The sequence below is a fragment of the Arthrobacter sp. PvP023 genome (genome assembly GCF_017832975.1).
In the GTDB taxonomy this organism is placed as follows: Bacteria; Actinomycetota; Actinomycetes; order Actinomycetales; family Micrococcaceae; genus Arthrobacter.
Window position 1 is genome coordinate 1,706,708 of record NZ_JAFIBI010000001.1, and the last position, 21,436, is coordinate 1,728,143.

The 21,436-nt window shown below is 63.4% G+C and carries 26 protein-coding genes; 17 read left to right on the forward strand and 9 right to left on the reverse strand.

Annotation, left to right across the window (positions count from 1 at the left end; translation table 11 throughout):
• Positions 1-11: 11 nt before the first annotated feature.
• The 8 genes from rplF (at position 12) to map (ending at position 5,483) form a co-directional block, all read left to right on the forward strand.
• A complete protein-coding gene (gene rplF, locus JOE31_RS07860; protein WP_028269576.1) occupies positions 12-548 on the forward strand; it encodes a 50S ribosomal protein L6 in 537 nt (178 codons plus the stop codon).
• A 2-nt stretch (positions 549-550) separates the two neighbouring features.
• The gene (gene rplR, locus JOE31_RS07865; RefSeq protein WP_011692796.1) at positions 551-934 is read left to right on the forward strand and encodes a 50S ribosomal protein L18; all 384 of its coding nucleotides are present in this window, start codon (positions 551-553) and stop codon (positions 932-934) included.
• A gap of 26 nt (positions 935-960) precedes the next feature.
• On the forward strand, positions 961-1,638 hold the full coding sequence (rpsE, locus tag JOE31_RS07870) for a 30S ribosomal protein S5 (RefSeq protein ID WP_200891032.1): 678 nt from the start codon (positions 961-963) through the stop codon (positions 1,636-1,638).
• A gap of 3 nt (positions 1,639-1,641) precedes the next feature.
• Positions 1,642-1,848, forward strand: coding sequence for a 50S ribosomal protein L30 (gene rpmD / locus JOE31_RS07875; RefSeq protein WP_011692794.1), 207 nt, complete (start codon positions 1,642-1,644; stop codon positions 1,846-1,848).
• On the forward strand, positions 1,849-2,343 hold the full coding sequence (gene rplO / locus JOE31_RS07880) for a 50S ribosomal protein L15 (RefSeq protein ID WP_011692793.1): 495 nt from the start codon (positions 1,849-1,851) through the stop codon (positions 2,341-2,343).
• A 186-nt stretch (positions 2,344-2,529) separates the two neighbouring features.
• The gene (secY, locus tag JOE31_RS07885; protein ID WP_209743105.1) at positions 2,530-3,840 is read left to right on the forward strand and encodes a preprotein translocase subunit SecY; all 1,311 of its coding nucleotides are present in this window, start codon (positions 2,530-2,532) and stop codon (positions 3,838-3,840) included.
• A 5-nt stretch (positions 3,841-3,845) separates the two neighbouring features.
• Entirely contained in the window at positions 3,846-4,415 is a 570-nt protein-coding gene (locus tag JOE31_RS07890) for an adenylate kinase (RefSeq protein ID WP_197024889.1), read from the forward strand.
• A 240-nt stretch (positions 4,416-4,655) separates the two neighbouring features.
• Positions 4,656-5,483 (forward strand): type I methionyl aminopeptidase, encoded by an 828-nt coding sequence (gene map, locus JOE31_RS07895; RefSeq protein ID WP_209743107.1) that lies wholly within the window; start codon positions 4,656-4,658, stop codon positions 5,481-5,483.
• A gap of 113 nt (positions 5,484-5,596) precedes the next feature.
• Here map and JOE31_RS07900 read toward each other — a convergent pair whose 3' ends face one another.
• The 3 genes from JOE31_RS07900 to JOE31_RS07910 form a co-directional block, all read right to left on the reverse strand.
• Entirely contained in the window at positions 5,597-6,943 is a 1,347-nt protein-coding gene (locus JOE31_RS07900; protein ID WP_209743109.1) for an ABC transporter substrate-binding protein, read from the reverse strand.
• 95 nt (positions 6,944-7,038) lie between these two features.
• Positions 7,039-7,893: a carbohydrate ABC transporter permease gene (locus JOE31_RS07905; protein WP_011692783.1), complete on the reverse strand. Its 855-nt coding sequence runs from the start codon at positions 7,891-7,893 to the stop codon at positions 7,039-7,041.
• Positions 7,890-8,840 (reverse strand): carbohydrate ABC transporter permease, encoded by a 951-nt coding sequence (locus JOE31_RS07910; protein WP_209743111.1) that lies wholly within the window; start codon positions 8,838-8,840, stop codon positions 7,890-7,892. Before JOE31_RS07910 ends, JOE31_RS07905 begins: the two co-directional genes overlap by 4 nt.
• A 258-nt stretch (positions 8,841-9,098) precedes the next feature.
• On the opposite strand from JOE31_RS07910, the gene JOE31_RS07915 reads away from it, so the two are divergent.
• The 9 genes from JOE31_RS07915 (at position 9,099) to JOE31_RS07955 (ending at position 15,393) form a co-directional block, all read left to right on the forward strand.
• Positions 9,099-10,100: a P1 family peptidase gene (locus JOE31_RS07915; RefSeq protein WP_209743113.1), complete on the forward strand. Its 1,002-nt coding sequence runs from the start codon at positions 9,099-9,101 to the stop codon at positions 10,098-10,100.
• Between the two features lie 153 nt (positions 10,101-10,253).
• Positions 10,254-10,475 carry a translation initiation factor IF-1 gene (infA, locus tag JOE31_RS07920; RefSeq protein ID WP_009358723.1) on the forward strand — a complete coding sequence of 74 codons (222 nt, stop codon included), beginning with the start codon at positions 10,254-10,256 and terminating at the stop codon, positions 10,473-10,475.
• A gap of 69 nt (positions 10,476-10,544) precedes the next feature.
• Complete coding sequence (rpmJ, locus tag JOE31_RS07925) at positions 10,545-10,658, forward strand: 50S ribosomal protein L36 (protein WP_009358722.1); 114 nt, start codon at positions 10,545-10,547, stop codon at positions 10,656-10,658.
• Between the two features lie 181 nt (positions 10,659-10,839).
• Complete coding sequence (rpsM, locus tag JOE31_RS07930) at positions 10,840-11,217, forward strand: 30S ribosomal protein S13 (protein WP_011692780.1); 378 nt, start codon at positions 10,840-10,842, stop codon at positions 11,215-11,217.
• A 45-nt stretch (positions 11,218-11,262) separates the two neighbouring features.
• The gene (gene rpsK / locus JOE31_RS07935; RefSeq protein WP_011692779.1) at positions 11,263-11,664 is read left to right on the forward strand and encodes a 30S ribosomal protein S11; all 402 of its coding nucleotides are present in this window, start codon (positions 11,263-11,265) and stop codon (positions 11,662-11,664) included.
• Between the two features lie 132 nt (positions 11,665-11,796).
• Entirely contained in the window at positions 11,797-12,807 is a 1,011-nt protein-coding gene (locus tag JOE31_RS07940) for a DNA-directed RNA polymerase subunit alpha (protein WP_011692778.1), read from the forward strand.
• Positions 12,808-12,884: 77 nt separating this feature from the next.
• Entirely contained in the window at positions 12,885-13,487 is a 603-nt protein-coding gene (gene rplQ / locus JOE31_RS07945) for a 50S ribosomal protein L17 (RefSeq protein WP_209743115.1), read from the forward strand.
• A gap of 31 nt (positions 13,488-13,518) precedes the next feature.
• Positions 13,519-14,409 carry a tRNA pseudouridine(38-40) synthase TruA gene (gene truA / locus JOE31_RS07950; protein WP_209743117.1) on the forward strand — a complete coding sequence of 297 codons (891 nt, stop codon included), beginning with the start codon at positions 13,519-13,521 and terminating at the stop codon, positions 14,407-14,409.
• A 213-nt stretch (positions 14,410-14,622) separates the two neighbouring features.
• Positions 14,623-15,393: a response regulator transcription factor gene (locus JOE31_RS07955; protein ID WP_209743119.1), complete on the forward strand. Its 771-nt coding sequence runs from the start codon at positions 14,623-14,625 to the stop codon at positions 15,391-15,393.
• A gap of 40 nt (positions 15,394-15,433) precedes the next feature.
• Here the strand turns inward: JOE31_RS07955 and JOE31_RS07960 are convergent, their stop codons facing one another.
• The 6 genes from JOE31_RS07960 to JOE31_RS07985 all read right to left on the reverse strand — a co-directional run bounded on the left by JOE31_RS07960 (position 15,434) and on the right by JOE31_RS07985 (position 21,398).
• Positions 15,434-15,892: an Hpt domain-containing protein gene (locus JOE31_RS07960; protein WP_209743121.1), complete on the reverse strand. Its 459-nt coding sequence runs from the start codon at positions 15,890-15,892 to the stop codon at positions 15,434-15,436.
• A gap of 108 nt (positions 15,893-16,000) precedes the next feature.
• Complete coding sequence (locus JOE31_RS07965; RefSeq protein ID WP_209748244.1) at positions 16,001-16,885, reverse strand: type II secretion system F family protein; 885 nt, start codon at positions 16,883-16,885, stop codon at positions 16,001-16,003.
• A 7-nt stretch (positions 16,886-16,892) separates the two neighbouring features.
• Positions 16,893-17,825 (reverse strand): type II secretion system F family protein, encoded by a 933-nt coding sequence (locus JOE31_RS07970; RefSeq protein WP_209743123.1) that lies wholly within the window; start codon positions 17,823-17,825, stop codon positions 16,893-16,895.
• 10 nt (positions 17,826-17,835) lie between these two features.
• The gene (locus JOE31_RS07975; protein WP_209743125.1) at positions 17,836-19,434 is read right to left on the reverse strand and encodes a CpaF family protein; all 1,599 of its coding nucleotides are present in this window, start codon (positions 19,432-19,434) and stop codon (positions 17,836-17,838) included.
• On the reverse strand, positions 19,435-20,631 hold the full coding sequence (locus tag JOE31_RS07980; protein ID WP_209743127.1) for an AAA family ATPase: 1,197 nt from the start codon (positions 20,629-20,631) through the stop codon (positions 19,435-19,437).
• Positions 20,628-21,398 carry an RcpC/CpaB family pilus assembly protein gene (locus JOE31_RS07985; protein ID WP_209743129.1) on the reverse strand — a complete coding sequence of 257 codons (771 nt, stop codon included), beginning with the start codon at positions 21,396-21,398 and terminating at the stop codon, positions 20,628-20,630. Before JOE31_RS07985 ends, JOE31_RS07980 begins: the two co-directional genes overlap by 4 nt.
• Positions 21,399-21,436: the final 38 nt, after the last annotated feature.

The following is a 21,436-nucleotide window of genomic DNA, read 5'->3' on the forward strand; positions in this document are numbered from 1 at the left end:
GGAAGAGAATAATGTCACGTATTGGACGTCTCCCCATCACCGTTCCTGCCGGCGTTGAGGTCAAGGTTGACGGCTCTGTCGTCAGCGTCAAGGGTTCCAAAGGCGAGCTGAGCCACACTGTGGCCAGCCCGATCGAGGTCACCCTGGAAGATGGCACCCTGACTGTCGCCCGCCCGAACGACGAGCGCGCCTCACGTTCGCTGCACGGCCTGACCCGCACCCTGATCGCCAACATGATCCAGGGCGTCACCGCAGGCTACGAGAAGAAGCTTGAGATTGTCGGTACCGGTTACCGCGTCCAGGCCAAGGGTTCTGACCTGGAGTTCGCTCTGGGCTACAGCCACCCGGTTAACGTCTCGGCACCGAACGGCATCACCTTTGCAGTAGAGACCCCGACCAAGCTCTCTGTTTCAGGTATCTCCAAGCAGCAGGTCGGCGAGGTTGCTGCCAACATTCGCAAGCTGCGGAAGCCGGACCCCTATAAGGGCAAGGGCATCCGCTACGCCGGCGAAGTCATCCGCCGCAAGGTCGGAAAGGCTGGTAAGTAACCATGGCCATCGCAATTAACAAGAAGCGTACGAACAAGAGCAAGTCTGCTTCACGCAGCCGTCGCCAGCTTCGTATCCGCAAGCGCATCTCCGGAACGGCTGTACGCCCTCGCCTGGTCGTCAACCGCTCCGCACGCCACGTATTCGTCCAGGTTGTCGATGACACCAAGGGCCTGACCGTAGCGAGCGCGTCCACACTGGAAGCCGACCTTCGTGCATTCGACGGTGACAAGACCGCCAAGGCCAAGCGCGTTGGCGAACTGGTCGCCGAGCGTGCCAAGGCTGCCGGTATCGAAGCTGTTGTCTTCGACCGCGGTGGTAACAAGTACCACGGCCGGATCGCCGCCGTCGCTGATGGCGCACGTGAAGGTGGGCTGTCACTGTGACCGAAAATAACGAAAAGGACATTCAGGTGACTGAAGCTGTAGCTGCTCCGGCAACTGAGACCGCTGCGCCTGCTACCACTGACGACCGCCGCGGCGCTCGTCGTGGCGAGCGTGGCGACCGCGGCCAGGGCCGTGGCGACCGTGGTGGCCGTGGTGGCCGCGATGGTGGCCGCGAAGCCGAAAAGAGCCAGTTCGTAGAGCGCGTTGTAACCATCAACCGCGTTTCCAAGGTCGTCAAGGGTGGTCGTCGCTTCAGCTTCACCGCCCTCGTCGTTGTCGGTGACGGCAACGGTATGGTCGGCGTTGGCTACGGCAAGGCTAAGGAAGTTCCTGCCGCTATCGCAAAGGGCGTCGAAGAGGCCAAGAAGTCCTTCTTCCGCGTTCCCCGCATCGGCAGCACCATCCCGCACCGTGTTCAGGGTGAGGCCGCTGCAGGCGTCGTAATGCTGCGTCCGGCTTCCGCCGGTACCGGTGTTATCGCCGGCGGTCCGGTCCGTGCAGTACTGGAGTGCGTGGGTATCCACGACATCCTCTCCAAGTCGCTCGGTTCCTCCAACGCCATCAACATCGTTCACGCGACCGTTGATGCGCTGAAGCGCCTCGAAGAGCCGGCAGCAGTGGCAGCACGCCGCGGCCTCCCGCTCGATGAGATCGCTCCGGCCGCAATGGTGAAGGCGCTCATGAACCAGAAGGCAGGTGTCTGAGTCATGGCTAAGAACCTGATTCCCTCTGACGTTCAGTTGGAGATCACTCAGATCAAGTCCGCCATTGGCGGCAAGCAGAACCAGCGCGACACGCTTCGGTCCCTCGGCCTCAAGCGGATCGGACACACCGTTGTCCGCACCGCCGACGCCGTGACCGTGGGTATGCTCAACACGGTTCCGCACCTGGTAAAGGTAGAGGAGGCGAAGTAAATGGCAGAGAAGAACACCGCCGAAAAGGCACAGGGCGCCGCTGCTGAGAAGCAGAACGCACTGAAGGTTCACCACCTGCGTCCCGCCCCGGGTGCCAAGACCGCCAAGACCCGTGTTGGTCGTGGTGAAGGTTCCAAGGGTAAGACCGCTGGTCGCGGTACCAAGGGTACGAAGGCCCGTTACCAGATCAAGGCTGGCTTTGCCGGCGGCCAGCTGCCGCTGCACATGCGCCTGCCGAAGCTGCGCGGCTTCAAGAACCCGTTCCGGGTTGAGTACCAGGTTGTTAACCTGGACAAGCTCAACGAGCTGTTCCCGGAAGGTGGCGCAGTCACCGTCGAGAACCTGGTCGAAAAGGGTGCCGTTCGCAAGAACCAGCCCGTCAAGGTGCTGGGCACCGGTGACATCACCGTCAAGGTTGACGTCACGGTCCACGCATTCTCGGCCAGCGCCGCAGAAAAGATTGCAGCAGCAGGCGGCAGCACCACCGCCCTCTAATAGAGGACGGCGGGGCAGACGCCCGTTGTGAACTCCCGGTACACGGGGCCCAGGCCCTGCGTACCGGGAGTTTTTTCTCATTTGGGACCTCACCGATTGTTCGCGGGGCGCATCAACCCGTTAGACTCGGTTGTTGGGTTTTATTGACCTATCTCACACGACTTTATTAACACAACAGGAGGACGCTTGCTTAGCGCATTTGGCCGGGCCTTTCGCACGCCTGATCTGCGACGCAAGTTGTTGTTCACGCTGGGAATCATCACAATCTTCCGCTTGGGTGCCTTCATCCCCTCGCCTGGTGTGAGCTACCAGAATGTCCAGCAATGCTTGCAGAACGGTCAGACCTCGGGCGGGATCTACCAGCTCGTCAACCTGTTCAGTGGCGGTGCATTGCTGCAGGTGTCCATCTTCGCGCTGGGCATCATGCCGTACATCACGGCCAGCATTATTGTGCAGCTGCTCCGGGTGGTCATTCCCCGGTTCCAGCAGCTCTATGAAGAAGGCGCATCGGGGCAGTCCAAGCTGACCCAGTACACGCGGTACCTGACAATTGCCCTGGGGCTGCTGAACGCCACGACGCTGGTGTCGCTGGCGCGTTCCGGCCAGTTGCTGCCCAACTGCCAGCTGGACATCATCCCCGACGCGAGCGTCATCACCACGATCCTCATCATCATCACGCTGACGGCCGGTACCGGCTTGATCATGTGGATGGGCGAGCTCGTGACGGAGAAGGGCGTGGGCAACGGCATGTCGCTGCTCATCTTCACCTCCATCGCAGCCGGCTTCCCGACCTCCCTGGGTGCCATCTGGAAGGCCCAGGGCCCTGGCACCTTCTTCATGGTCCTGGTGATCGGCCTGCTCACCGTCGCCCTTGTGGTCTTCGTGGAGCAGTCCCAGCGCAGGATTCCCGTGCAGTACGCCAAGCGCATGATCGGGCGGCGGACCGTGGGAGGCACCAGCACGTACATTCCCATCAAGGTGAACATGGCCGGCGTCGTGCCCGTCATCTTCGCGTCCTCGATGCTGTACCTGCCGGGCCTGATCTCGCAGTTCAACCAGCCCAAGCAGGGCGAAGCGATGCAGCCCTGGGTTGAGTGGATCAACAACAACCTCACGAAGGGTGACCACCCTATCTACATGGCGCTTTATTTCGCCATGATCGTCTTCTTTACCTACTTCTATGTCGCAATCACTTTCAATCCTGAAGAGGTTTCCGACAACATGAAGAAGTACGGCGGCTTCATCCCGGGCATCCGGGCCGGCAAGCCGACGGCGGACTATCTGCAGTACGTCCTTTCCAGGATCACCCTGCCCGGCGCCCTCTACCTGGGCTTCGTGGCATTGATCCCGCTGGTCGCCCTGGTCCTGATCAATGCCAACCAGAACTTCCCGTTTGGCGGCACCTCGATCCTGATCATGGTGGGCGTGGGCCTGGAAACGGTCAAGCAGATTGACGCGCAGCTACAACAACGTCACTACGAAGGGCTTTTGCGATGACGAGAATGTTGATTATCGGACCTCCCGGGTCCGGCAAGGGAACGCAGGCGGATCGGATCTCCGAGCGCCTCGGCGTCGTTGCGATCTCAACCGGCGATATCTTCCGCGCCAACGTCAAGGGTGAGACGCCGCTGGGCGTCGAAGCCAAGAAGTACATGGACGCCGGCGATTTCGTGCCGGACAGCGTCACCAACAAGATGGTGCGCGACCGCCTGAGCGAGGACGACGTCGAAAACGGCTTCCTCCTGGACGGCTACCCCCGCACCACCGCTCAGGTGGACTACCTCGATGAGATCCTTGCCAACGGTGAGCAGAAGCTGGACGTCGTCCTGCAGCTGACCGCCGATGACGAGGAACTGGTCACGCGCCTCCTGGGCCGTGCCAAGGAAACCGGCCGCAGCGACGACAACGAAGCCGTCATCCGCCACCGGCTGGACCTCTACCACGAGCAGACCGAGGCCGTTGTGGCCAAGTATGCCGAGCGCGGCATCCTGACCCAGGTTGACGGCATCGGCGGCATCGACGAGGTCACTGACCGCGTGATGCAGGCGATCAAGGCAGCGCAGGCAGCCTGATCCAGGATTAGCCGAGCACCGAGGCCGCCGGACCCGGTTTGACTCCAGTGCCAAAAAGGGCGCGTCCCGTACCTTCGTGTACGGGACGCGCCCTTTCTTGTGCCGGGTGCCGCTGCCCAGGCGTTTGCCGACCACGGCGGGCGGCACTCCCTGTCCCCAGCAGCTTCGCAGGTGCGGGAGAATGGATCAGAGACCTGGGATGAAAGCATCCCGCCCGCGAGACGAAGCACTGAGGTATACATGGCATTCGGACAGCCCCGGATTGAATACAAGACCAACGCCCAAATGCGCATCATGCATGAGGCCGGCCTGGTCCTGAGCCGCGCCCTGGATGCTGCGGTGGCGGCCGCCGTACCCGGCGCCACCACGGCGCAGCTGGACGCCGTTTTCCGCGCAGTCCTGGACGAGGCAGGCGCCAAGTCCAACTTCCTCGGGTACCACGGGTTCCCGGCCACCATCTGCACCTCGGTCAACGAGGAAGTGGTCCACGGGATCCCGGGCGCCCGCGTCCTGAACGACGGCGACATCATCTCGATCGACGGCGGCGCCATTGTTGACGGCTGGCACTCCGACTCCGCCCGCACCGTGATTGTGGGCACCCCCGACCCCGAAGACGTCCGGTTGTCCGAAGTCACCGAAGAGGCCATGTGGCGCGGCATCGCGACGCTGGCCACCGGAAAATTCGTCGGCGACATCGGCTGCGCCGTGGACGATTACGTGTCCTCCGTCCCGGGCAAGCCGCTGGGCATCCTGGAAGATTACGTGGGCCACGGCATTGGCTCCGAAATGCACATGGCACCGGATGTGCTGAACTACCGGACCAGCCACCGCGGCCCCAAGATCCGCCCGGGACTGTGCCTGGCCATTGAGCCCATGCTGGTCCGTGGCAGCATTGACACGGCCGTGCTCGAGGACGAATGGACCGTGGTGACCACCGACGGCAAGCGGTCGTGCCAGTGGGAACACTCGGTCGCCGTCCATGAAAAGGGCATCTGGGTTCTCTCCGCGCCCGACGGCGGTGCGGAGCGTCTTGCGCCGCTGGGCGTGGTCCCCGTTCCGATTCCGTAGGCTTCGACGCGTAAAATCCCTGACGACGCAGAAAATCCCTGGCGCCCCCGGAATTCCGGGTGCGCCAGGGATTTTGCGTATCGCGGGGCCTTTTGCGTGTCGAGACCCAAGCCTCAGCTCTTGAGCTTGGGCTTGACGTCCTTCGTGTAGATGCCCTCCAGCGTGGACTTCAGCGCGGTCATGGTGGCCTTCACATCGCCCTGCTGGGTGAGGATCTTCGCCGCTGCCTTGGCCATCTCCTGGTCCGCGCCGGGCAGGAACACGCGGGCGTTGTCCTGGACCCGGGTTACCGCGAGCTGGTCCATCGCCGTCTTGATCTGCGGTGTCTTGGCCAGCACCGACGTCATGTCGGCCGAAACGCGGGTAGGCATGTAGCCGGTTGCCGCGGAGAACTCTGCGGTGCTTTCCGGTTCGGTCATGAACTTCAGGAAGGTGCCGGCAGCCAGCTGTACTTCCTTGCTCACGCCGCTGGGAATGCCCAGGCCGGCACCGCCGGTGGGGCATACGCCGCTTTCCACCTTGGGGCCGCCCGGCAGGAAGCCCACGCCCACGTTGAACTTGGCGGACTTCAGCACACCGAGCAGAGACCCGGTGGACGAGATGGTGGAGGACGTGATGCCGGCTGCGAAGTCGTCAGCTGCCTCCTTGGAGGAAACACCCGCCCAGCCGTCCTTGTAGATGGAGTCCTGGGCCCACTGCAGTGCTTCCACGGATTCCGCCGAGTCGCAGTTGATGGTCCACTCGTTGGACCAGCTGCCGCCCCAGCCCCAGAGGTTGTTCTGGAGGGTCCAGCCCGCGTAGCCGGCCAATGCCGGGTAAATGTAGGCGTACTGGGCGCCGGAGCTTGCCTTCAGCTTGGGCGCCCATTCGGCGAATTCCTGCCAGGTCTTCGGTGCCCGGTCCGGAAGCCCGGCAGCCTTGAAGTGGTCCTTGTTGTAGTAGAAGAGCGGCGTGGACCGGCCGTAGGGGAGGGCCCACTGCTTGTCGTCGTACTGGTAGTCGGCCACGAGGGACTTCTGGAAGTCGTCCACCTTGATATCCAGCTGTTTCACCAGTCCGTCCAGCGGAATGATGTTGCCGTTGGTGAAGTAGCGGAACCACCAGACATCGGAGAGCACCACAACGCCCGGCAGGGCCTCCTTGGCCGCCTGCGAGGTCTGGAACTTCTGGGCAATCTCCTCATAGTTGGCGCCCGCGGTGACCAGGTTCACCTTGATGTCAGGGAACTTGGCGTGGAACTTGGCAATGATGGATTTTTCCACGTCCTGGGACTTGCCCGGATGGCTGGTCCAGAAGTCGATGGAGGCGGCAGGCTTGACGCCGCTGAAGTCGATCTCGGCGGCTTCGCTCGCAGGCGTTGTTCCGCCGGTGGACGGGCCGCCGCACGCTGCCAGCGCAGCGGCACCGGCTCCTGCGCCGGCAAGCCCCAGGAAATGCCTGCGGTCAAGATTCATACCCATTGTGGATCCTCTCAAAGGTGATTGCTCGTGCTGACTCGTTGTACGGGTTGGGTGAGGGGTGGATAGCTGTGGTGCACAGGCCAGGTAACGCGGCGCTAGCCGGTGACGCTGCCCTGGGTGAGGCCGGCCACGATGTAGCGCTGGAGTGCTGCGAACACCACCAGGATGGGGACGATCACCAGCACGGCACCGGCCATGAGGATGCCCCAGCCGGACCCGTTCCCTTCGGAGTTCTGCAGCAGGGTAAGGCCGACGGGAAGGGTCATGGTTTCGGGGCGGTCCGTGATGATGAGCGGCCAGATGTAGTCGTTCCACTCGCTGACCACGGTGACGAGGGCAACAGTGGCGATCGAGGGAACCGACACCGGGACCACGATCCGCCAGAGCCTGCGCCAGTGGCCGGCGCCGTCGATCTCGGCTGATTCAAGGATGGAGGCCGGTAGCGTCATGAAGTGCTGCCGGAGCAGGAAGGTGCCGAAGGCGGTGCCGAGCCCGGGCAGGATGATGCCCCAGAGGGTGTTCTTGCCGCCCATCCCGGCGATGAGGATGTAGTTGGGCAGGATGGACACCTGCGGCGGAACCATCAGGGCGACGAGGATCAGCACGAAGATGGCGTTCTTGAACGGGAAGCGCACAAAGACCAGGGCGTAGGCGGTGAGGATGGCCAGCAGCACTTTGACGGTGGCGCCCACCAGCGTGACGATGGTGCTGTTCAGGAAGAACTGCGCGAAGGGCACCGTGGTCATGGCGATGTTGTAGTTCTCCAGGTTCACGCTCTCCGGGAGGATCTTCAGATCCATGGTGATGATCTCGCCGGGCTGCTTGAACGAGCTCAGGATCATCCAGAGCAAAGGGAGGAACACCACCAGGGTGGCCAGGATCAGCGGAACGTAGCCGCCGGCGATGGTCTGGACAATGTTGGCGCGGGAGAGTGGCCGGTGCGTGCTCATGAGTAGTGCACCTTCCGTTCGACGAACCGCAGCTGCAGCACGGTGATGATAAGCAGGATGGCGAAGAGCACCACCGAGATGGACGCCGAGTACCCGGCCCGGTTGAAGGCACCGAATGCCTGGAGGTAGGCCTCGTAGATCAGCGTGCTGGTGCCGTTGCCCAGGGGCGTCATGATCCTGATCAGGTCGAACGCCTGCAGCGAGCTGAGCATGGTGGTGATGAGCAGGAAGAAGGTGGTGGGGGAGAGCAGCGGGACGGACATGCTCAGGAAGCGCCGGAACCCGTTGGCGCCGTCCAGGGAAGCGGCCTCCATGACGTCCTGCGGGAGCGACTGCAGCCCCGCGAGGTACACCACCGCGCAGTACCCCAGGTTCTTCCAGACGTACACGATGATCACCATGACCAGCGAGAGCTGTGGATCGTTGATCCATTGCGGGCTCTGCTGGCCCAGACCGCGGAGGACCCAGGCGAGGACACCGTAGCCGGGATCAAAGATGAACAACCAGACCAGGCCCACGCCGACGCCGCTGAGCACGTAGGGGGCGAAAACCGCGGAACGGGCAAACGTGGTGCCGCGGACCTTGGAGTTCAGTGCGAGTGCGATCAGCAGGCCCAGCACCATGGAGCCGCCAACGGTGACGAGGGTGAAGATGGCTGTGGTGCCGAGCACCTTGGCGGCATCGGAACTGGTGAAGAACGTGACGTAGTTGTCCAGTCCCACCACGGTGGCGGACGCCGATCCCAGCGTCCAGTCAAGGGTGGAGTAGTAAATGTTGTTGATGAGCGGGAGGTACGTGAAGACCCCGATCAGCACCAGGTTGGGCAGTGCGAGGGCCAGGAACACGAAGAAGTCCCGGCGGGTCCGGCCGGACCATTTGGGCCGGCGCCGAAGGGCCGGACCGGCTTCCGCGACGGCGGGTGGCCTGTCGGTCAGTTGTCTTGTCATTCGGTCTCTAACGAATCCGGGCCTGCGTACTGCAGGCCAGTGGGCGTGGGGATCTAGCTTCACTTCACCACATGGTTGGTGGGCAGAATCCCGCACAAGCCCTCGTCAGAGGATTGTTAGTCAAGGCTTCCTTGCCCGTTAACGCCGTGTTGCTTGCAGTATTACATAACGTTTGTTTTGCCAGCCGGAGTTGGCCCCGCGGGTCGCGGAATGCCCGGGAGCGTACCCTCAGTTTTGCGCGAGGCGCACAATGGAGCCATGGGAGCGATCACCGACGTCACCGGAATCCGGGTGGGCCAAACGCAACGAGCCGGATCTGTCCAAGGGCCCGACGGCGAGGAGTCAGACAGCGGCTGGCTCACCGGCGTGACCGTGGTACTTCCGCCGCCCGGCACGATTGGTTCCGTTGACGTCCGCGGCGGTGGCCCGGCCACCCATGAAACGGATTCCCTGGATCCCGCCACGCTTTCCCAGCGGGTGGACGCCGTGGTGCTCACCGGCGGGAGTGCCTTCGGCCTGGTGGCCGCTCACGGCGCCAAGCGCTGGTGCGAGGAAAACGGCCGGGGATTCGCCGTGCCCGGGGGACTGGTGCCGATCGTTCCGGCCGCCGCCATCTTCGACCTGGGCCGCGGCGGCGACTTCTCCGCCCGTCCCGACGAGGAGATGGGCTACGCGGCAACTGCCGCCGCTGCCGCCCAAACGGAAGGGCACGACGTCGAACGCGGCAACGTGGGAGCCGGCACCGGAGCCGTCCTCGGAAGAGGGGCGTATAAAGGCGGAGTCGGCACAGCCTCCATCACCCTCGAGAACGGGGTTGTGATTGGAGCCCTGGCGGTCGTGAATGCGGTGGGGATGCCTTTCGGCACGTCGCCGAAGCGGGCGGAGCCCGGGCCCGGCCGGAATGCCCAGCCGCCGCCCCTCAACACCACCCTCGTCGTCGTCGCCACCAACGCTGTCCTGAACAAGGTGGAGTGCAAGCGAACCGCTTCGGCCTGCCATGCGGGGCTGGCCCGTGCGCTGAATCCGTCCCACACCCTGGCCGACGGCGACACCGTGTTCGCACTGGCGACGGGCGCCGTTGAACTTGACCGCAGTTCTGACACTGCCCGGCATTTCAGCCTCATCACGCTGCAGAGCGCGGCGGCCGACGTCGTGACTGAAGCCATCCTGGACGGCGTCTCCCGGGCCGAGGGCATCTCAACGCCGGCGGGGGTATTTGCTGCGTATGGCCCGGTGGTGCGCTACCATGGTCCGATTTAACATTCCCGCCGAGATGGCGTAGTGTTGTCTGTTGGTTGTCTGCCCTGTTTGTGCCCTTTTGCGGTCATAAGGCAGAAGCCAATCAATCAAAAACGTTCGCAGTCATGTCCGGTGCCAATCGGGAGGCTGTGACAACAACAGTTAGCGGAGGGTATGGCCAAGAAGGACGGGGTCATTGAGATCGAGGGCGTTGTGACTGAGGCGCTGCCTAATGCGATGTTTCGCGTTGAGCTCACCAACAAGCACATCGTTCTGGCGCACATCTCTGGAAAAATGCGCCAGCACTACATCAGGATTCTCCCTGAGGACCGGGTAGTGGTGGAGCTGAGCCCGTACGACCTCACACGTGGTCGTATCGTCTACCGCTACAAGTAAACACTGGGCGGCCAGAGCATTAGCCGAAGGCCGGTCCAGCTGACCAACTGCAACACGCAAAGGAACGCCATGAAGGTCAAGCCGAGCGTCAAGCAGATCTGCGAAAAGTGCAAAGTGATCCGCCGTAATGGCCGGGTCATGGTGATCTGCGAGAACCCGCGCCACAAGCAGCGCCAGGGCTAATTTCCTTCACGGGAAACCCTGGGTTGCTAACCCACGCAAGTAAATAAAGGCAGCACAAGCTGAACTGGGACATTAGCTCGACAGGGCCCGGACAGCTAACCCCCGGTCGGAGGCTGGGGCCGCACTGAAAGTGCGGGTGTACTGCCTACGACCTCCGGTTTATACAAGGAGTACCGCCACTATGGCTCGTCTCGCTGGCGTAGACATTCCCCGCGAAAAGCGGTTGGAAATTGCGCTTACTTACATCTACGGCGTGGGCAAGACCCGTGCACACGAAACCCTGGCTGCTACCGGCATCAGCGCTGACGTTCGGGTCAAGGACCTGACCGATGCGCAGCTGGTTGAGCTGCGTGACTACATTGAAGGCAACTACAAGGTTGAGGGTGACCTTCGCCGCGAAGTAGCCGCTGATATCCGCCGCAAGGTTGAAATCGGCAGCTACGAAGGCCTGCGTCACCGCAAGGGCCTGCCCGTACGCGGTCAGCGTACGAAGACCAACGCTCGTACCCGCAAGGGTCCGAAGCGCACCGTCGCCGGCAAGAAGAAAGCCGGCCGCTAGAAATAGCCGCTGACTTTCCCCCGATAACTTTCTGTAGGAGAAATAATGCCCCCGAAGACTCGTGGCGCGGTTCGCAAGCCGCGTAAGAAGGACAAGAAGAATATCGCGCTTGGCCAGGCGCACATCAAGAGCACCTTTAACAACACCATCGTTTCCATCACGGATCCGAACGGTGCTGTCATCTCCTGGGCTTCCGCCGGTGAGGTTGGCTTCAAGGGCTCACGTAAGTCCACCCCGTTCGCTGCCCAGATGGCTGCCGAAGCTGCTGCAAAGCGCGCCCAGGAGCACGGCCTGAAGAAGGTTGACGTCTTCGTCAAGGGACCGGGTTCGGGCCGCGAAACCGCAATCCGCTCGCTGCAGGCCGCCGGCCTGGAGGTTGGCTCCATCCAGGACGTCACCCCCGCCGCGCACAACGGCTGCCGCCCGCCGAAGCGCCGCCGCGTCTAAGACGTTTCCAGCAGCTGGAGCTTGCCCGGACCTTTACGGGTCCGGGCAGGCCCAGCCGCGTTAAGTCTTCAGACCGAATTTCCACCACCTGTGTTGCGTCATATAGCGGATGCTCGCCGAAAGGAAACCTAAGTGCTCATTGCACAGCGCCCCACCCTCTCTGAAGAGGTCGTCTCCGAAAACCGCTCCCGTTTCATCATTGAACCGCTGGAGCCGGGCTTTGGATACACTCTCGGAAACTCCCTCCGCCGTACCCTGCTCTCCTCCATCCCGGGCGCTGCTGTAACCAGCATCCGGATCGATGGCGTGCTGCACGAGTTCACCACGGTTCCGGGTGTCAAGGAAGATGTCACCGAGATCATCCTGAACATCAAGAACCTGTCGGTTTCCTCCGAGCACGACGAGCCGGTTGTTGCTTACCTGCGCAAGCAGGGCCCGGGAGTCGTCACCGCCGCGGACATCGCTCCGCCGGCCGGCGTCGAATTCCACAACCCGGATCTGCACATTGCCACGCTGAACTCGAAGGGCAAGTTCGAACTCGAACTGACCATCGAGCGCGGCCGCGGCTACGTTTCGGCAGCTCAGAACAAGTCCGGCGACTCCGAGATCGGCCGCATTCCGGTCGACTCGATCTACTCGCCGGTGCTGAAGGTTACTTTCCGCGTGGAAGCCACCCGTGTTGAGCAGCGCACTGACTTCGACAAGCTGATTGTCGACGTCGAGACCAAGCAGGCCATCGCCCCGCGCGATGCCGTTGCTTCCGCAGGCACCACCCTGGTGGAACTGTTCGGTCTGGCCCGCGAGCTGAACACCGCAGCTGAAGGTATCGAGATTGGCCCGTCGCCGACTGACGCTGCCCTGGCAGCTGACATGGCCCTGCCGATCGAGGATCTGGACCTCACCGTCCGTTCCTACAACTGCCTCAAGCGTGAGGGCATCCACACCGTGGGTGAACTCGTTGCCCGCTCCGAGGCCGACCTGATGGACATCCGTAACTTCGGTGCGAAGTCCATCGATGAGGTCAAGGCCAAGCTGGTTGAACTGGGCCTGTCCCTCAAGGACTCGCCTCCCGGTTTCGACCTGGCAGCACGCGCCGCAGCCATCGAAGAGGACGACGCCGCGTTCAGCGACGACGAGCTCTAACAAGCAGATCTTGGCCGGCTGGCTGGATGCACCATGGTGTGCGCAGCCCACCGGCTTCCATATGAGGAGAAACAATTATGCCTACCCCCACTAAGGGTCCGCGCCTCGGAGGCGGCCCGGCTCACGAGCGTCTTATGCTCGCGAACCTGGCAGCAGCACTGTTCGAGCACAAGCGGATCACCACCACGGTGACCAAGGCCAAGCGCCTGAAGCCGTACGCAGAGCGTTTGGTGACCTTCGCCAAGCGCGGCGACCTCGCTTCCCGCCGTCGTGTACTCGGCCTGATCAGCAACAAGGGCGTTGTCCACGAGCTGTTCACCGACATTGCACAGGCAGTGGAGAACCGCGATGGCGGCTACACCCGCATCACCAAGATCGGCAACCGCAAGGGCGACAACGCTCCGATGGCTGTAATCGAACTGGTCCTTGAGCCGGTTTCCGCCAAGCAGGCTGTTGTAGCTGAGGCTACGTCCGCTGCAAAGCGCGACGCCGACAAGAAGGAAGCTGCTGCTGCTCCGGCCGCCGAGGCTGAGGTCGCTGAGACTGAAGCTGCTCCGGAAGCCGAAGCTGCGGAAGCCCCCAAGGCTGAGGCTGCTGAAACCGAAGAGGCCCCTGCTTCTGCGGAAGAAGCCACCGAAGCTGCTGAGAAGCCTGCTGCTGAGGAAAAGGACGCGAAGTAATTCGCTAAATCCTTGGCTTAGACTTAAGTCTATGAACCACCAGAAACCCGCTGCCCCCGTTTTGGGGGGCGGCGGGTTTTTGCGTATCCGTTTGGATTTGGCGTACGACGGCGGCCCCTTCAGCGGGTGGGCAGTGCAGCCCGGCCTGCGGACAGTTCAGGGGGTGCTTGAGAGTGCCCTGGCGCTCCTGATCAGGCGCAAGGTTCGGGTGACGGTTGCGGGGCGCACCGACGCCGGCGTGCACGCCCGCGGGCAGGTGGTCCACCTGGACCTCACCCAAGAGGAGTGGCAGGGACTGAACCGCGGCGTTGAGCTGGATCCCGCCGTCGCACTCCTGCGGCGCCTGCGCGGGGCACTGAGCAGGGGACTGGGCGACCTGACCGGTGCGATCGAGGTGCACAGTGTCACCGTGGCGCCGGAAGGGTTCGACGCGCGGTTCTCGGCCCTGTGGCGCCGGTACAGTTACCGCATCGCGGACGGCCCGGCGCTGTGGGATCCGTTGGGCAGGTATTCCACGCTGTGGCACAAGGAACAGCTCGATGTGTCGCTGCTGAACGAGGGGGCATCCAAGCTCCTGGGGCTGCAGAACTTCCGTTCCTACTGCAAGCCCCGGGAGGGCTCCACCACCATCCGGGAACTGCAGCGGTTTGAATTCGCACGGGGGACCGACGGCGTGATCGTGGCCACCGTGCAGGCTGACGCGTTCTGCCACAACATGGTGCGGGCCCTGGTGGGGTCCGCGCTGTACGTCGGTTCCGGGGCCGAGAAACCGGGGTGGCTCTACGAGCGGCTGCTCGAGCAGAAGCGTGACGCGAAGTCCGTGCTCTCAGCGCCGCATCCCCTGGTGCTCGAGGAAGTGGCCTATCCCTCGGAGAGCGAGATGCTGGCTCGTGCCGAACTGACCAGGGCGCTGCGGAAATAGATACCCATGGGGCAGCGCATAAAGCGCCCGGCCCTTTCCTGGCGGACAAAGTTAACGTGCAAGTCACGCTAATTGACAATTCGGAAATTTGCCGAGCAAAAACAGCCGACTAAAGGCGAGATTTCTTGTAGCCTAGTCCCTCGGGGGGTGTAACAGGCATTTGCGATGGGCAGGTGCCTGCATGGGGTCTCTGGGGATGTATGGGGTTTGGCCATGAGCGATCTGGGAGTAGCTGTGGTTGTCGAGGACGACAAGGACATACGTAACTTGTTGGAATCGGTTTTCCTTCAAGCGGGTTTCGAGGTGCATACCGCCGCGGACGGCCGCGAAGGCGTGGAATTGGTCCGACATCAGCACGCGAATGTTGTCACTTTGGACGTTGGCCTGCCGGATATCGACGGATACGAGGTGCTGCGGCGCATTAGGCAGTTCAGCGATGCCTACGTGGTGATGCTGACCGGACGGACCGAGGAGCCGGACATGCTGACCGCGCTGCACTCGGGGGCGGACGATTACATCACCAAGCCGTTCCGTCCGCTAGAGCTCCGGGCGAGGGTGGCGGCCATGATGCGGCGGCCGAGGAACGGCGACGCCCAGAGGCCGACGCCGGCCGCGAAGCCGGTACCGCTTGCAACAACGGGAGCAGGATCACGGGACGTCCTGGAGCACAGGGACCTGAGGCTCAGCCCCCGGACCAGGTCCGCTGAACTGGCGGGCAAGGAACTGGAGCTCACCCGCAGCGAGTTTGTCCTGCTGGAGGAACTCCTGCGGGCTGGCGGGGCAGTATGCACCCGGGCGGATCTGGTGAAGGTGGTCCGCGGGGACTACTACCAGGACAACACGTACATCAGCGAGGCCGACGAGCGTGCCGTGGAAGTCCACATCGGGAACCTTCGGAAGAAACTGCATGAAGATACCCATTCGCCGCAATTGCTGCAGACAGTCCGGGGAGTCGGATACCGGCTCGGAGCAGGCAAACTCTAGGGGAACCGCTCGCAGCCTCCCCGGGTGGCGTGACGGTGACCTAGCCTGCCGGCAGGTAGTTTTGGCGGAGCTGGGCAACCGTTTCGTGGCCGAGGTCGGAGACGCATGCCAGCATTGACTGGCCTGCGTCCCAACTCCCTGAACGGATCGCGCTCTCGATGTCTTCCGCCAGGCGGGCAAGGCGGAGGCCGCCCACCATCGCCGAGCCGATCTTCAGGCTGATGGCGGCGTCCAAGGCTGTGGTGCGGTCCTGGCCGGAGATGGCATTCGTCAGGTTGAGAAAGCGCTGTTCCCAGATCTCGATGTAGTCCAGGGCGAACTTCCTTGCAACGGCCGGCTGGGCCAGCTGGCTCTCGAGGTCCTGCAGCACCAGGAGGTCCACGAGCGGGATTTCCTCAAAAGCCGCGCCGGCTTCAGTGCCCGGGGCAGCAGCGGCCGGGGACAGGGCGGGGAATTGCTCCGCGCCCTCGCCTTCGGTGTACCTGCCTGAAATGGACATATGACAACGCTACTTCCTGAATCTGTCAATTCACTCGACTTCGGCAGATCTTGTGGAAACCTTGAGTCTCTTGGGTTATCAGGGGTTCACAGCTGTCACTTAGGCACCCTATTGACCGCTGAATGTGACAACGGTGTTGATGACGGCAGGACCGAGAATTGCGATGAACAGGACTGGAAAAATGAAGAACAGGAGCGGGAACAGGATCATCACCGGGAGCTTCATTGCTTTTTCCTCTGCACGTTGCCGTCGCTTCACCCGCATCACTTTGGCTTGTATGCGGAGGACCCGGCTGATGGCGATGCCGTAGGTGTCAGCCTGGACAATCGCCTGGACGAAGCTGCGCAACTCCGGGATGTTCGTGCGTTCGGCAAGCGCAAGGTACGACTCCCGGCGGCTGCGTCCCACCTGCATGTCCTGCAGGGTGCGGATGATTTCTTCGGCCAGCGGTCCTTTGCCGTTTTCCCCTGCACGGGCCATGGCACCCTCGAAGCCCAGTCCCGCTTCCACTGAGATGAGCATCTGGTCCAGGGTATTGGCGAGTTCCAGCTGCATGGCCTTTTGCCGCTCCATGCCCTTGCTGTAGAGGAGCAGGTCCGGGATGAAATAGCCCAGGAAGAGCAGGAACAGGCCGGCAAGCTTGATGATGGGTTTGGGGCTGCTCATGCTGACAAGGATGAAAAGGGACGCTCCCACCAGGCCGAGGGCGGGCTTAGCCGCCAGGATGCGGCCCAGGGGCCAGGCAGCGGGCCGTCCGGCGAGGGAGAGCAGCCGGTCGAGTTTCCGGACATAGGCTGCGGGGGCCAGGCCGTAGCCGATCCTGTCGAGGAAGCGTCCCGGTGTCTTTTCGGGGACCTCGGCAGCCCTCCTGCCGCGCGTCAGGATAGCCACCGTTGCGCTTCGGGCCTTGCGGTCCACGGACAGGACGGACCATGCGAGGTAGCCGATCGGGAGGCTTACCAGGAGGAGCGCGGACAGCACCACGGGATTCATGGGCACCTCAGAACTTCAGATCGATGATTTTGCGCATCCACAGGCTGCCGATGGTCATAAAGACCACGGATGCTGCGATCATTGCCCAGCCCAGCGGATGGGTGAACATCGCATCCATGTAGCCGGGGTTCACCCCCATGAGCATCAGCACAATACCAATGGGCATGGCGATCAGGATGTAGGCGGAGAACTTGCCCTCCGCCGCAAGCGCCTTGATGTGGCCCTTGATTTCGGACCTCTCACGGATCGTCTCATTGACCTGGTCCAGGACCTCAGCCAGGTTGCCGCCCACTTCCCGATTGATCTGGATGGCCTGCGCGATCCAGACGAAATCCTCGTTCTTCATGCGTTCCGAGGTGTCCGTCAGGGAAGCCAGCAGGTCGCGGCCCAGGCTGGTTTCCGTGATGACCCGGCGCATCTCTTCCGAGGTGGGGCTTTGTGACTCGGCAGCGGCGGCGTCGATGGCGCGGAGGATGCTGTGGCCGGCCCGCAACCCGCCGGCGAGGAGCTGGAGGGTGTCGCCGAGTTGCTGGTCGAACCTGGCCCGCCTCTTCCCGGCGAGGAAGCCCAAAACAAGATGCCCCACGAACGGCGCGAGGATGACAAGCAGGACAGAGACCACAGGCACACCGATAACCAGGCCCACCAGTGCACCCACGATGGCGCCGGCCACGACCAGGACGATGAACTCGGCCTGGCTGAGCCGGACGCCGGCAGTTTCCAGGGTCTCCCGGTTGTAGAGACGCAGGTTCCTGGCGGCCAGGAAGCGGTCCAGGGCTCCGACTGTGATGTTGGCCAGGCGCGTCAGCCGTGACGGCGGGTCGGAGTCATAGGGACGGCGGCGGCTGAGGGCGATCTCCGGAGCACCGGGTATCAGCAGTGCCACGCCCAAGAGCAGTGGTGCGAGGAAGAGGAGCGCGGCTCCTATGGTGATGAGCACGGCGGCGTCCCTACGCGATTCCGGGACCGGCGGGGCCGGCGTGACCAGCAGGGCCAGCCGGGCCGCCGGGCGTGGCGAAGACCGCGGGGGAGACGTGGATCCCCAGGTCCTCGAAGCGGTCGATGAAGCGCGGCCGGATTCCCGTGGCGACGGGACGTCCGAGGAAGCGGCCCTGGGCGTCGACGCCAGCGGAGTAGTCGAAGACGAACGCGTCCTGCAGGGTGACGATGTCGCCTTCCATGCCCTGCACCTCGGTCACGTGGGTGATGCGGCGGCTGCCGTCCCGCAGGCGTGAAATCTGGACGATGAGGTTCACCGCGGACGCTATCTGTTCCCGGATGGCCCGCAGCGGCAGATCCATCCCAGCCATCAGCACCAGGGTTTCGAGGCGTGCCACGGCGTCGCGCGGGGAGTTGGAGTGAACGGTGGACAGGGAGCCGTCGTGGCCTGTGTTCATGGCCTGGAGCATGTCCAGCGACTCGCCTCCGCGCACCTCACCCACCACGATGCGGTCCGGCCGCATACGCAGGGAGTTGCGCAGCAGTTCACGAATGGTCACTTCGCCTTTGCCTTCGGTGTTCGGCGGACGGCTTTCCAGCCGGACCACATGCTCCTGCTGGATCTGCAGTTCCACGGCGTCCTCGATGGTGACGATCCGTTCGTCCGAGGGCAGGAAGGAGGAGAGCACGTTCAACAGGGTGGTTTTCCCGGTTCCCGTTCCGCCCGAGACGATGATGTTGAGCTTGGCTTTGACGCACGCGTTGAGGAGCTCCGCCATTTCCGGTGTCAGCGTTCCGAAATCGATGAGGTTCCGGACGGTGAGGGGAACCTTGCTGAACTTCCGGATGGTCAGCGACGATCCACCCACGGCCAGCGGCGGGATCACTGCGTTGACGCGGGAGCCGTCCTCCAGCCGGGCATCCACCAGGGGAGAGGACTCGTCAATGCGGCGGCCCACTTTGGACACGATGCGCTCGATCACCTTCCGCAGGTGTTCTTCCGAGCTGAAGCGTGAATCTGCCAGCGTGAGGTGGCCTTTGCGCTCCACGTAGATCTGGTCCATCCGGTTGACCATGATTTCCGTGACGGCGGGGTCGTCCAGCAGCCGCTGCAGGGGGCCGTAGCCCAGCACGTCATCGGCAACGTCCTGGACCAGGCGCGTGCGCTCCTCCGAGGAGAGCGGCACCTGCTCTGCATCGATGATGCGGGTGAGCTCCTCACGGGCGGACGTCCGGAGCTCCAGTTCGGTGATGGCAGAGTCGTTGAACCGGGCACCCATGCGTTCGAACAGCGCCGTGGCCGCCCGTTCCTTCAACGCGGCGAATACGTCCACGGGCTGCTGGACTTTCGGTTTTGCCTCGTCGGCGTGGTCGGTCACCGCTGAATGTGCGACGACGGCGGCAGCCGGTGCCGCCGCCGTCGTCCGCTTTGCCGGTGCTGGCGGTGTCCACGGTTCCGGCTGCCGGGCGGGCAGTTCCGGGCGGTCCAGCTCGAGGGTTGCGGTGGCGGTGCGGGAAACCGGCGACGGCGGGGCAACGGTTGGGGTACGTGAGGGCGACAGTGACTGCGACTTGGCCTGAGCTGCGCTGATGCGCTCTGAAAGTTTCATCTAGACCACTACCCTTCGGTGCAGTTTGCGTTGCGATGTGGCCCGCCAAGCGGGGTTGAACCGGTTGACGAGCTGGTTCAGGCCCTTGGTTGCCGGGTCCTTGGCTGACTCCTGGAGGACGGGGATGCCGCGGTTGGTGGACAGGGCCACTGCGCGGGACCGCGGAATGCTGACGTCCACTGGCGCGCCGATGGTTGATTCGAGGTCCTGGACGGTGAGCCCCAGCTTGGAATCGGCCATGTTGAGCACCACATGCCGGGTTTCCGGCAGGATGTCCAGCTGGCGCAGCACGTCCAGGCCGGAGCGCAGGCCGCGGACGCTGGGGATGTCCATGCCGCTGACCCACACCACATCCGTGCACTGTTCCATGGCCGCCAGCCCGATTTCGGGAAGGCCAGGAGCGGTGTCCACCACCACGTACTGGAACTGTTCGGACAGCTGTTCCAGCAGCCGGCTGACCTGTTCCGGCGTGATCTCGTCCGCATCAACTGGCGTTGGAGGAGCGCACAGGGCGTAGATGCTGCCCGGGTGGACGGTGAGGAAGGCCTTGAGGACCAGGGAGTCCTGGCTCGCGGCCGGGGACACGGCGTCCGTGACGGTGTGCTGCGGATCGAGGTAGAGCCCGGAAGCGACGTCCCCGAACTGCAGGTCCAGGTCCACAATGACCACACTCATCGGGGCGATCTTGCCCAGGCCGATGGCAATGTTGGTGGCGATGGTGGTCTTGCCCACCCCGCCCTTGGGGGAGAAGACGCCGATGACCAGGCCCTTGTTGGTCTCCGTCATTGGCGGGGCTGCCTGGACACGGTACCTGCTGGCGAATTGCTGGCTGGCCCGTTCCAGGAGGACCCGGATCTGCGCCGCGTCGGAGTCGGGGGAGAGGATGTCCCTGACGCCCGCGCGCATGGCCTGCAGGATGAAGTCCGGGTCCGGTTCGCTGGCGAGGATGACACTGAGCTCCGGGAACCGGACATTCATGACGGTGGCGAGTCGCAGCGCTTCTTCCACCGGAACCTCCGGTCCCAGGATGAGTACTTCGGGACGTTCCTGGTCCAGGTGGGCGAACAGATCGTTCGGATCGGCGGGGAGGAGGCTGGTGAAGAAGGTCTGCACGCCTCCTTGGAGGCCGCCAGCAACGGCCTGGCGGAGGCGGCCGTCGAAGTCGATGTCGGGCGTGATCAGGACGAAGCGGCTCATTTGTAGACGTCCGGCCGGATCATGATGCGCGGTCCGTTGTCCTCGGCATCGAGCGGTTCCCGGCTGAGCCAGATGGAATCAAATTCAGATGCGAAAACTATCTTGCTGGCGTTGATGTCGTTGACCGCCACAGTGACCATCAGGAGGCCCGTAGGCAGGTTCACGTCCCGGGGGTCAGGTTCTGTTCCGGCGCTCGCCGACGGTGCCGGCTTGGCGGCCGCTCCTTCGGGGGCGCGCTGCACTGCGGTGACCAGGACCTTGTGGATGGACAGCTGGGTGGTCTCTTTGTCGGGCTTCGACTCGACGCCGCCGGCCTTCATGGAGATGAAGATGCCCACGTGGTCACCGGGCTCCAGGCGCCCGCCGACCACCCGCTGCGGCTCCAGCTGGAAGGAGACTTCCTGGAGGCCGGCCGGCACCTTCACCGAACCGGAAGTCTGGAGGTCTTCAGGGGCGACGAGCTTCTCCGCCAGCAGCTGTTCGCCCGGGACGAGGTCGGCGGCGGCCACTTTGCCGGCGGATTCGTCCAGGGTGTCCAGCGCGGATTTTGCGACGGCGGTGCCAGGCACCTGTTCCAAGGCCACCGATGCTTTAACTGTGTCTACGGTTGCGCCGGCGGGGACGGCTTTGGTGACCACGAGTACGCCCACCGGGTCCAGGTCCTTGACGGCGCGCTGGTCAGCGCCCTGGGCGTACGTGACGACGAGGACCGCCCCGACGATGGCCAGGAGGACTGCCACCACTCCTGCCAACAAACGTGACTTCACTGACTGCTCCTGTGCTTGCGGGAATTGCGGGGGTTCAT

Excerpts from the sequence above, each read along its gene's own strand:
- JOE31_RS07960 (WP_209743121.1), bottom strand. The coding sequence starts at position 15,892 with ATGTCCATTTCAGGCAGGTACACCGAAGGCGAGGGCGCGGAGCAATTC.
- map (WP_209743107.1), top strand. The coding sequence starts at position 4,656 with ATGGCATTCGGACAGCCCCGGATTGAATACAAGACCAACGCCCAAATG.
- rplO (WP_011692793.1), top strand. The coding sequence starts at position 1,849 with ATGGCAGAGAAGAACACCGCCGAAAAGGCACAGGGCGCCGCTGCTGAG.
- rplQ (WP_209743115.1), top strand. The coding sequence starts at position 12,885 with ATGCCTACCCCCACTAAGGGTCCGCGCCTCGGAGGCGGCCCGGCTCAC.
- rplR (WP_011692796.1), top strand. The coding sequence starts at position 551 with ATGGCCATCGCAATTAACAAGAAGCGTACGAACAAGAGCAAGTCTGCT.
- infA (WP_009358723.1), top strand. The coding sequence starts at position 10,254 with ATGGCCAAGAAGGACGGGGTCATTGAGATCGAGGGCGTTGTGACTGAG.
- rpsK (WP_011692779.1), top strand. The coding sequence starts at position 11,263 with ATGCCCCCGAAGACTCGTGGCGCGGTTCGCAAGCCGCGTAAGAAGGAC.
- JOE31_RS07955 (WP_209743119.1), top strand. The coding sequence starts at position 14,623 with ATGAGCGATCTGGGAGTAGCTGTGGTTGTCGAGGACGACAAGGACATA.
- JOE31_RS07905 (WP_011692783.1), bottom strand. The coding sequence starts at position 7,893 with ATGAGCACGCACCGGCCACTCTCCCGCGCCAACATTGTCCAGACCATC.
- JOE31_RS07980 (WP_209743127.1), bottom strand. The coding sequence starts at position 20,631 with ATGAGCCGCTTCGTCCTGATCACGCCCGACATCGACTTCGACGGCCGC.
- rpmJ (WP_009358722.1), top strand. The coding sequence starts at position 10,545 with ATGAAGGTCAAGCCGAGCGTCAAGCAGATCTGCGAAAAGTGCAAAGTG.
- JOE31_RS07975 (WP_209743125.1), bottom strand. The coding sequence starts at position 19,434 with ATGAAACTTTCAGAGCGCATCAGCGCAGCTCAGGCCAAGTCGCAGTCA.
- truA (WP_209743117.1), top strand. The coding sequence starts at position 13,519 with ATGAACCACCAGAAACCCGCTGCCCCCGTTTTGGGGGGCGGCGGGTTT.
- rpmD (WP_011692794.1), top strand. The coding sequence starts at position 1,642 with ATGGCTAAGAACCTGATTCCCTCTGACGTTCAGTTGGAGATCACTCAG.
- JOE31_RS07915 (WP_209743113.1), top strand. The coding sequence starts at position 9,099 with ATGGGAGCGATCACCGACGTCACCGGAATCCGGGTGGGCCAAACGCAA.
- rpsM (WP_011692780.1), top strand. The coding sequence starts at position 10,840 with ATGGCTCGTCTCGCTGGCGTAGACATTCCCCGCGAAAAGCGGTTGGAA.
- rplF (WP_028269576.1), top strand. The coding sequence starts at position 12 with ATGTCACGTATTGGACGTCTCCCCATCACCGTTCCTGCCGGCGTTGAG.
- JOE31_RS07965 (WP_209748244.1), bottom strand. The coding sequence starts at position 16,885 with ATGAATCCCGTGGTGCTGTCCGCGCTCCTCCTGGTAAGCCTCCCGATC.
- JOE31_RS07900 (WP_209743109.1), bottom strand. The coding sequence starts at position 6,943 with ATGGGTATGAATCTTGACCGCAGGCATTTCCTGGGGCTTGCCGGCGCA.
- JOE31_RS07890 (WP_197024889.1), top strand. The coding sequence starts at position 3,846 with ATGTTGATTATCGGACCTCCCGGGTCCGGCAAGGGAACGCAGGCGGAT.
- JOE31_RS07910 (WP_209743111.1), bottom strand. The coding sequence starts at position 8,840 with ATGACAAGACAACTGACCGACAGGCCACCCGCCGTCGCGGAAGCCGGT.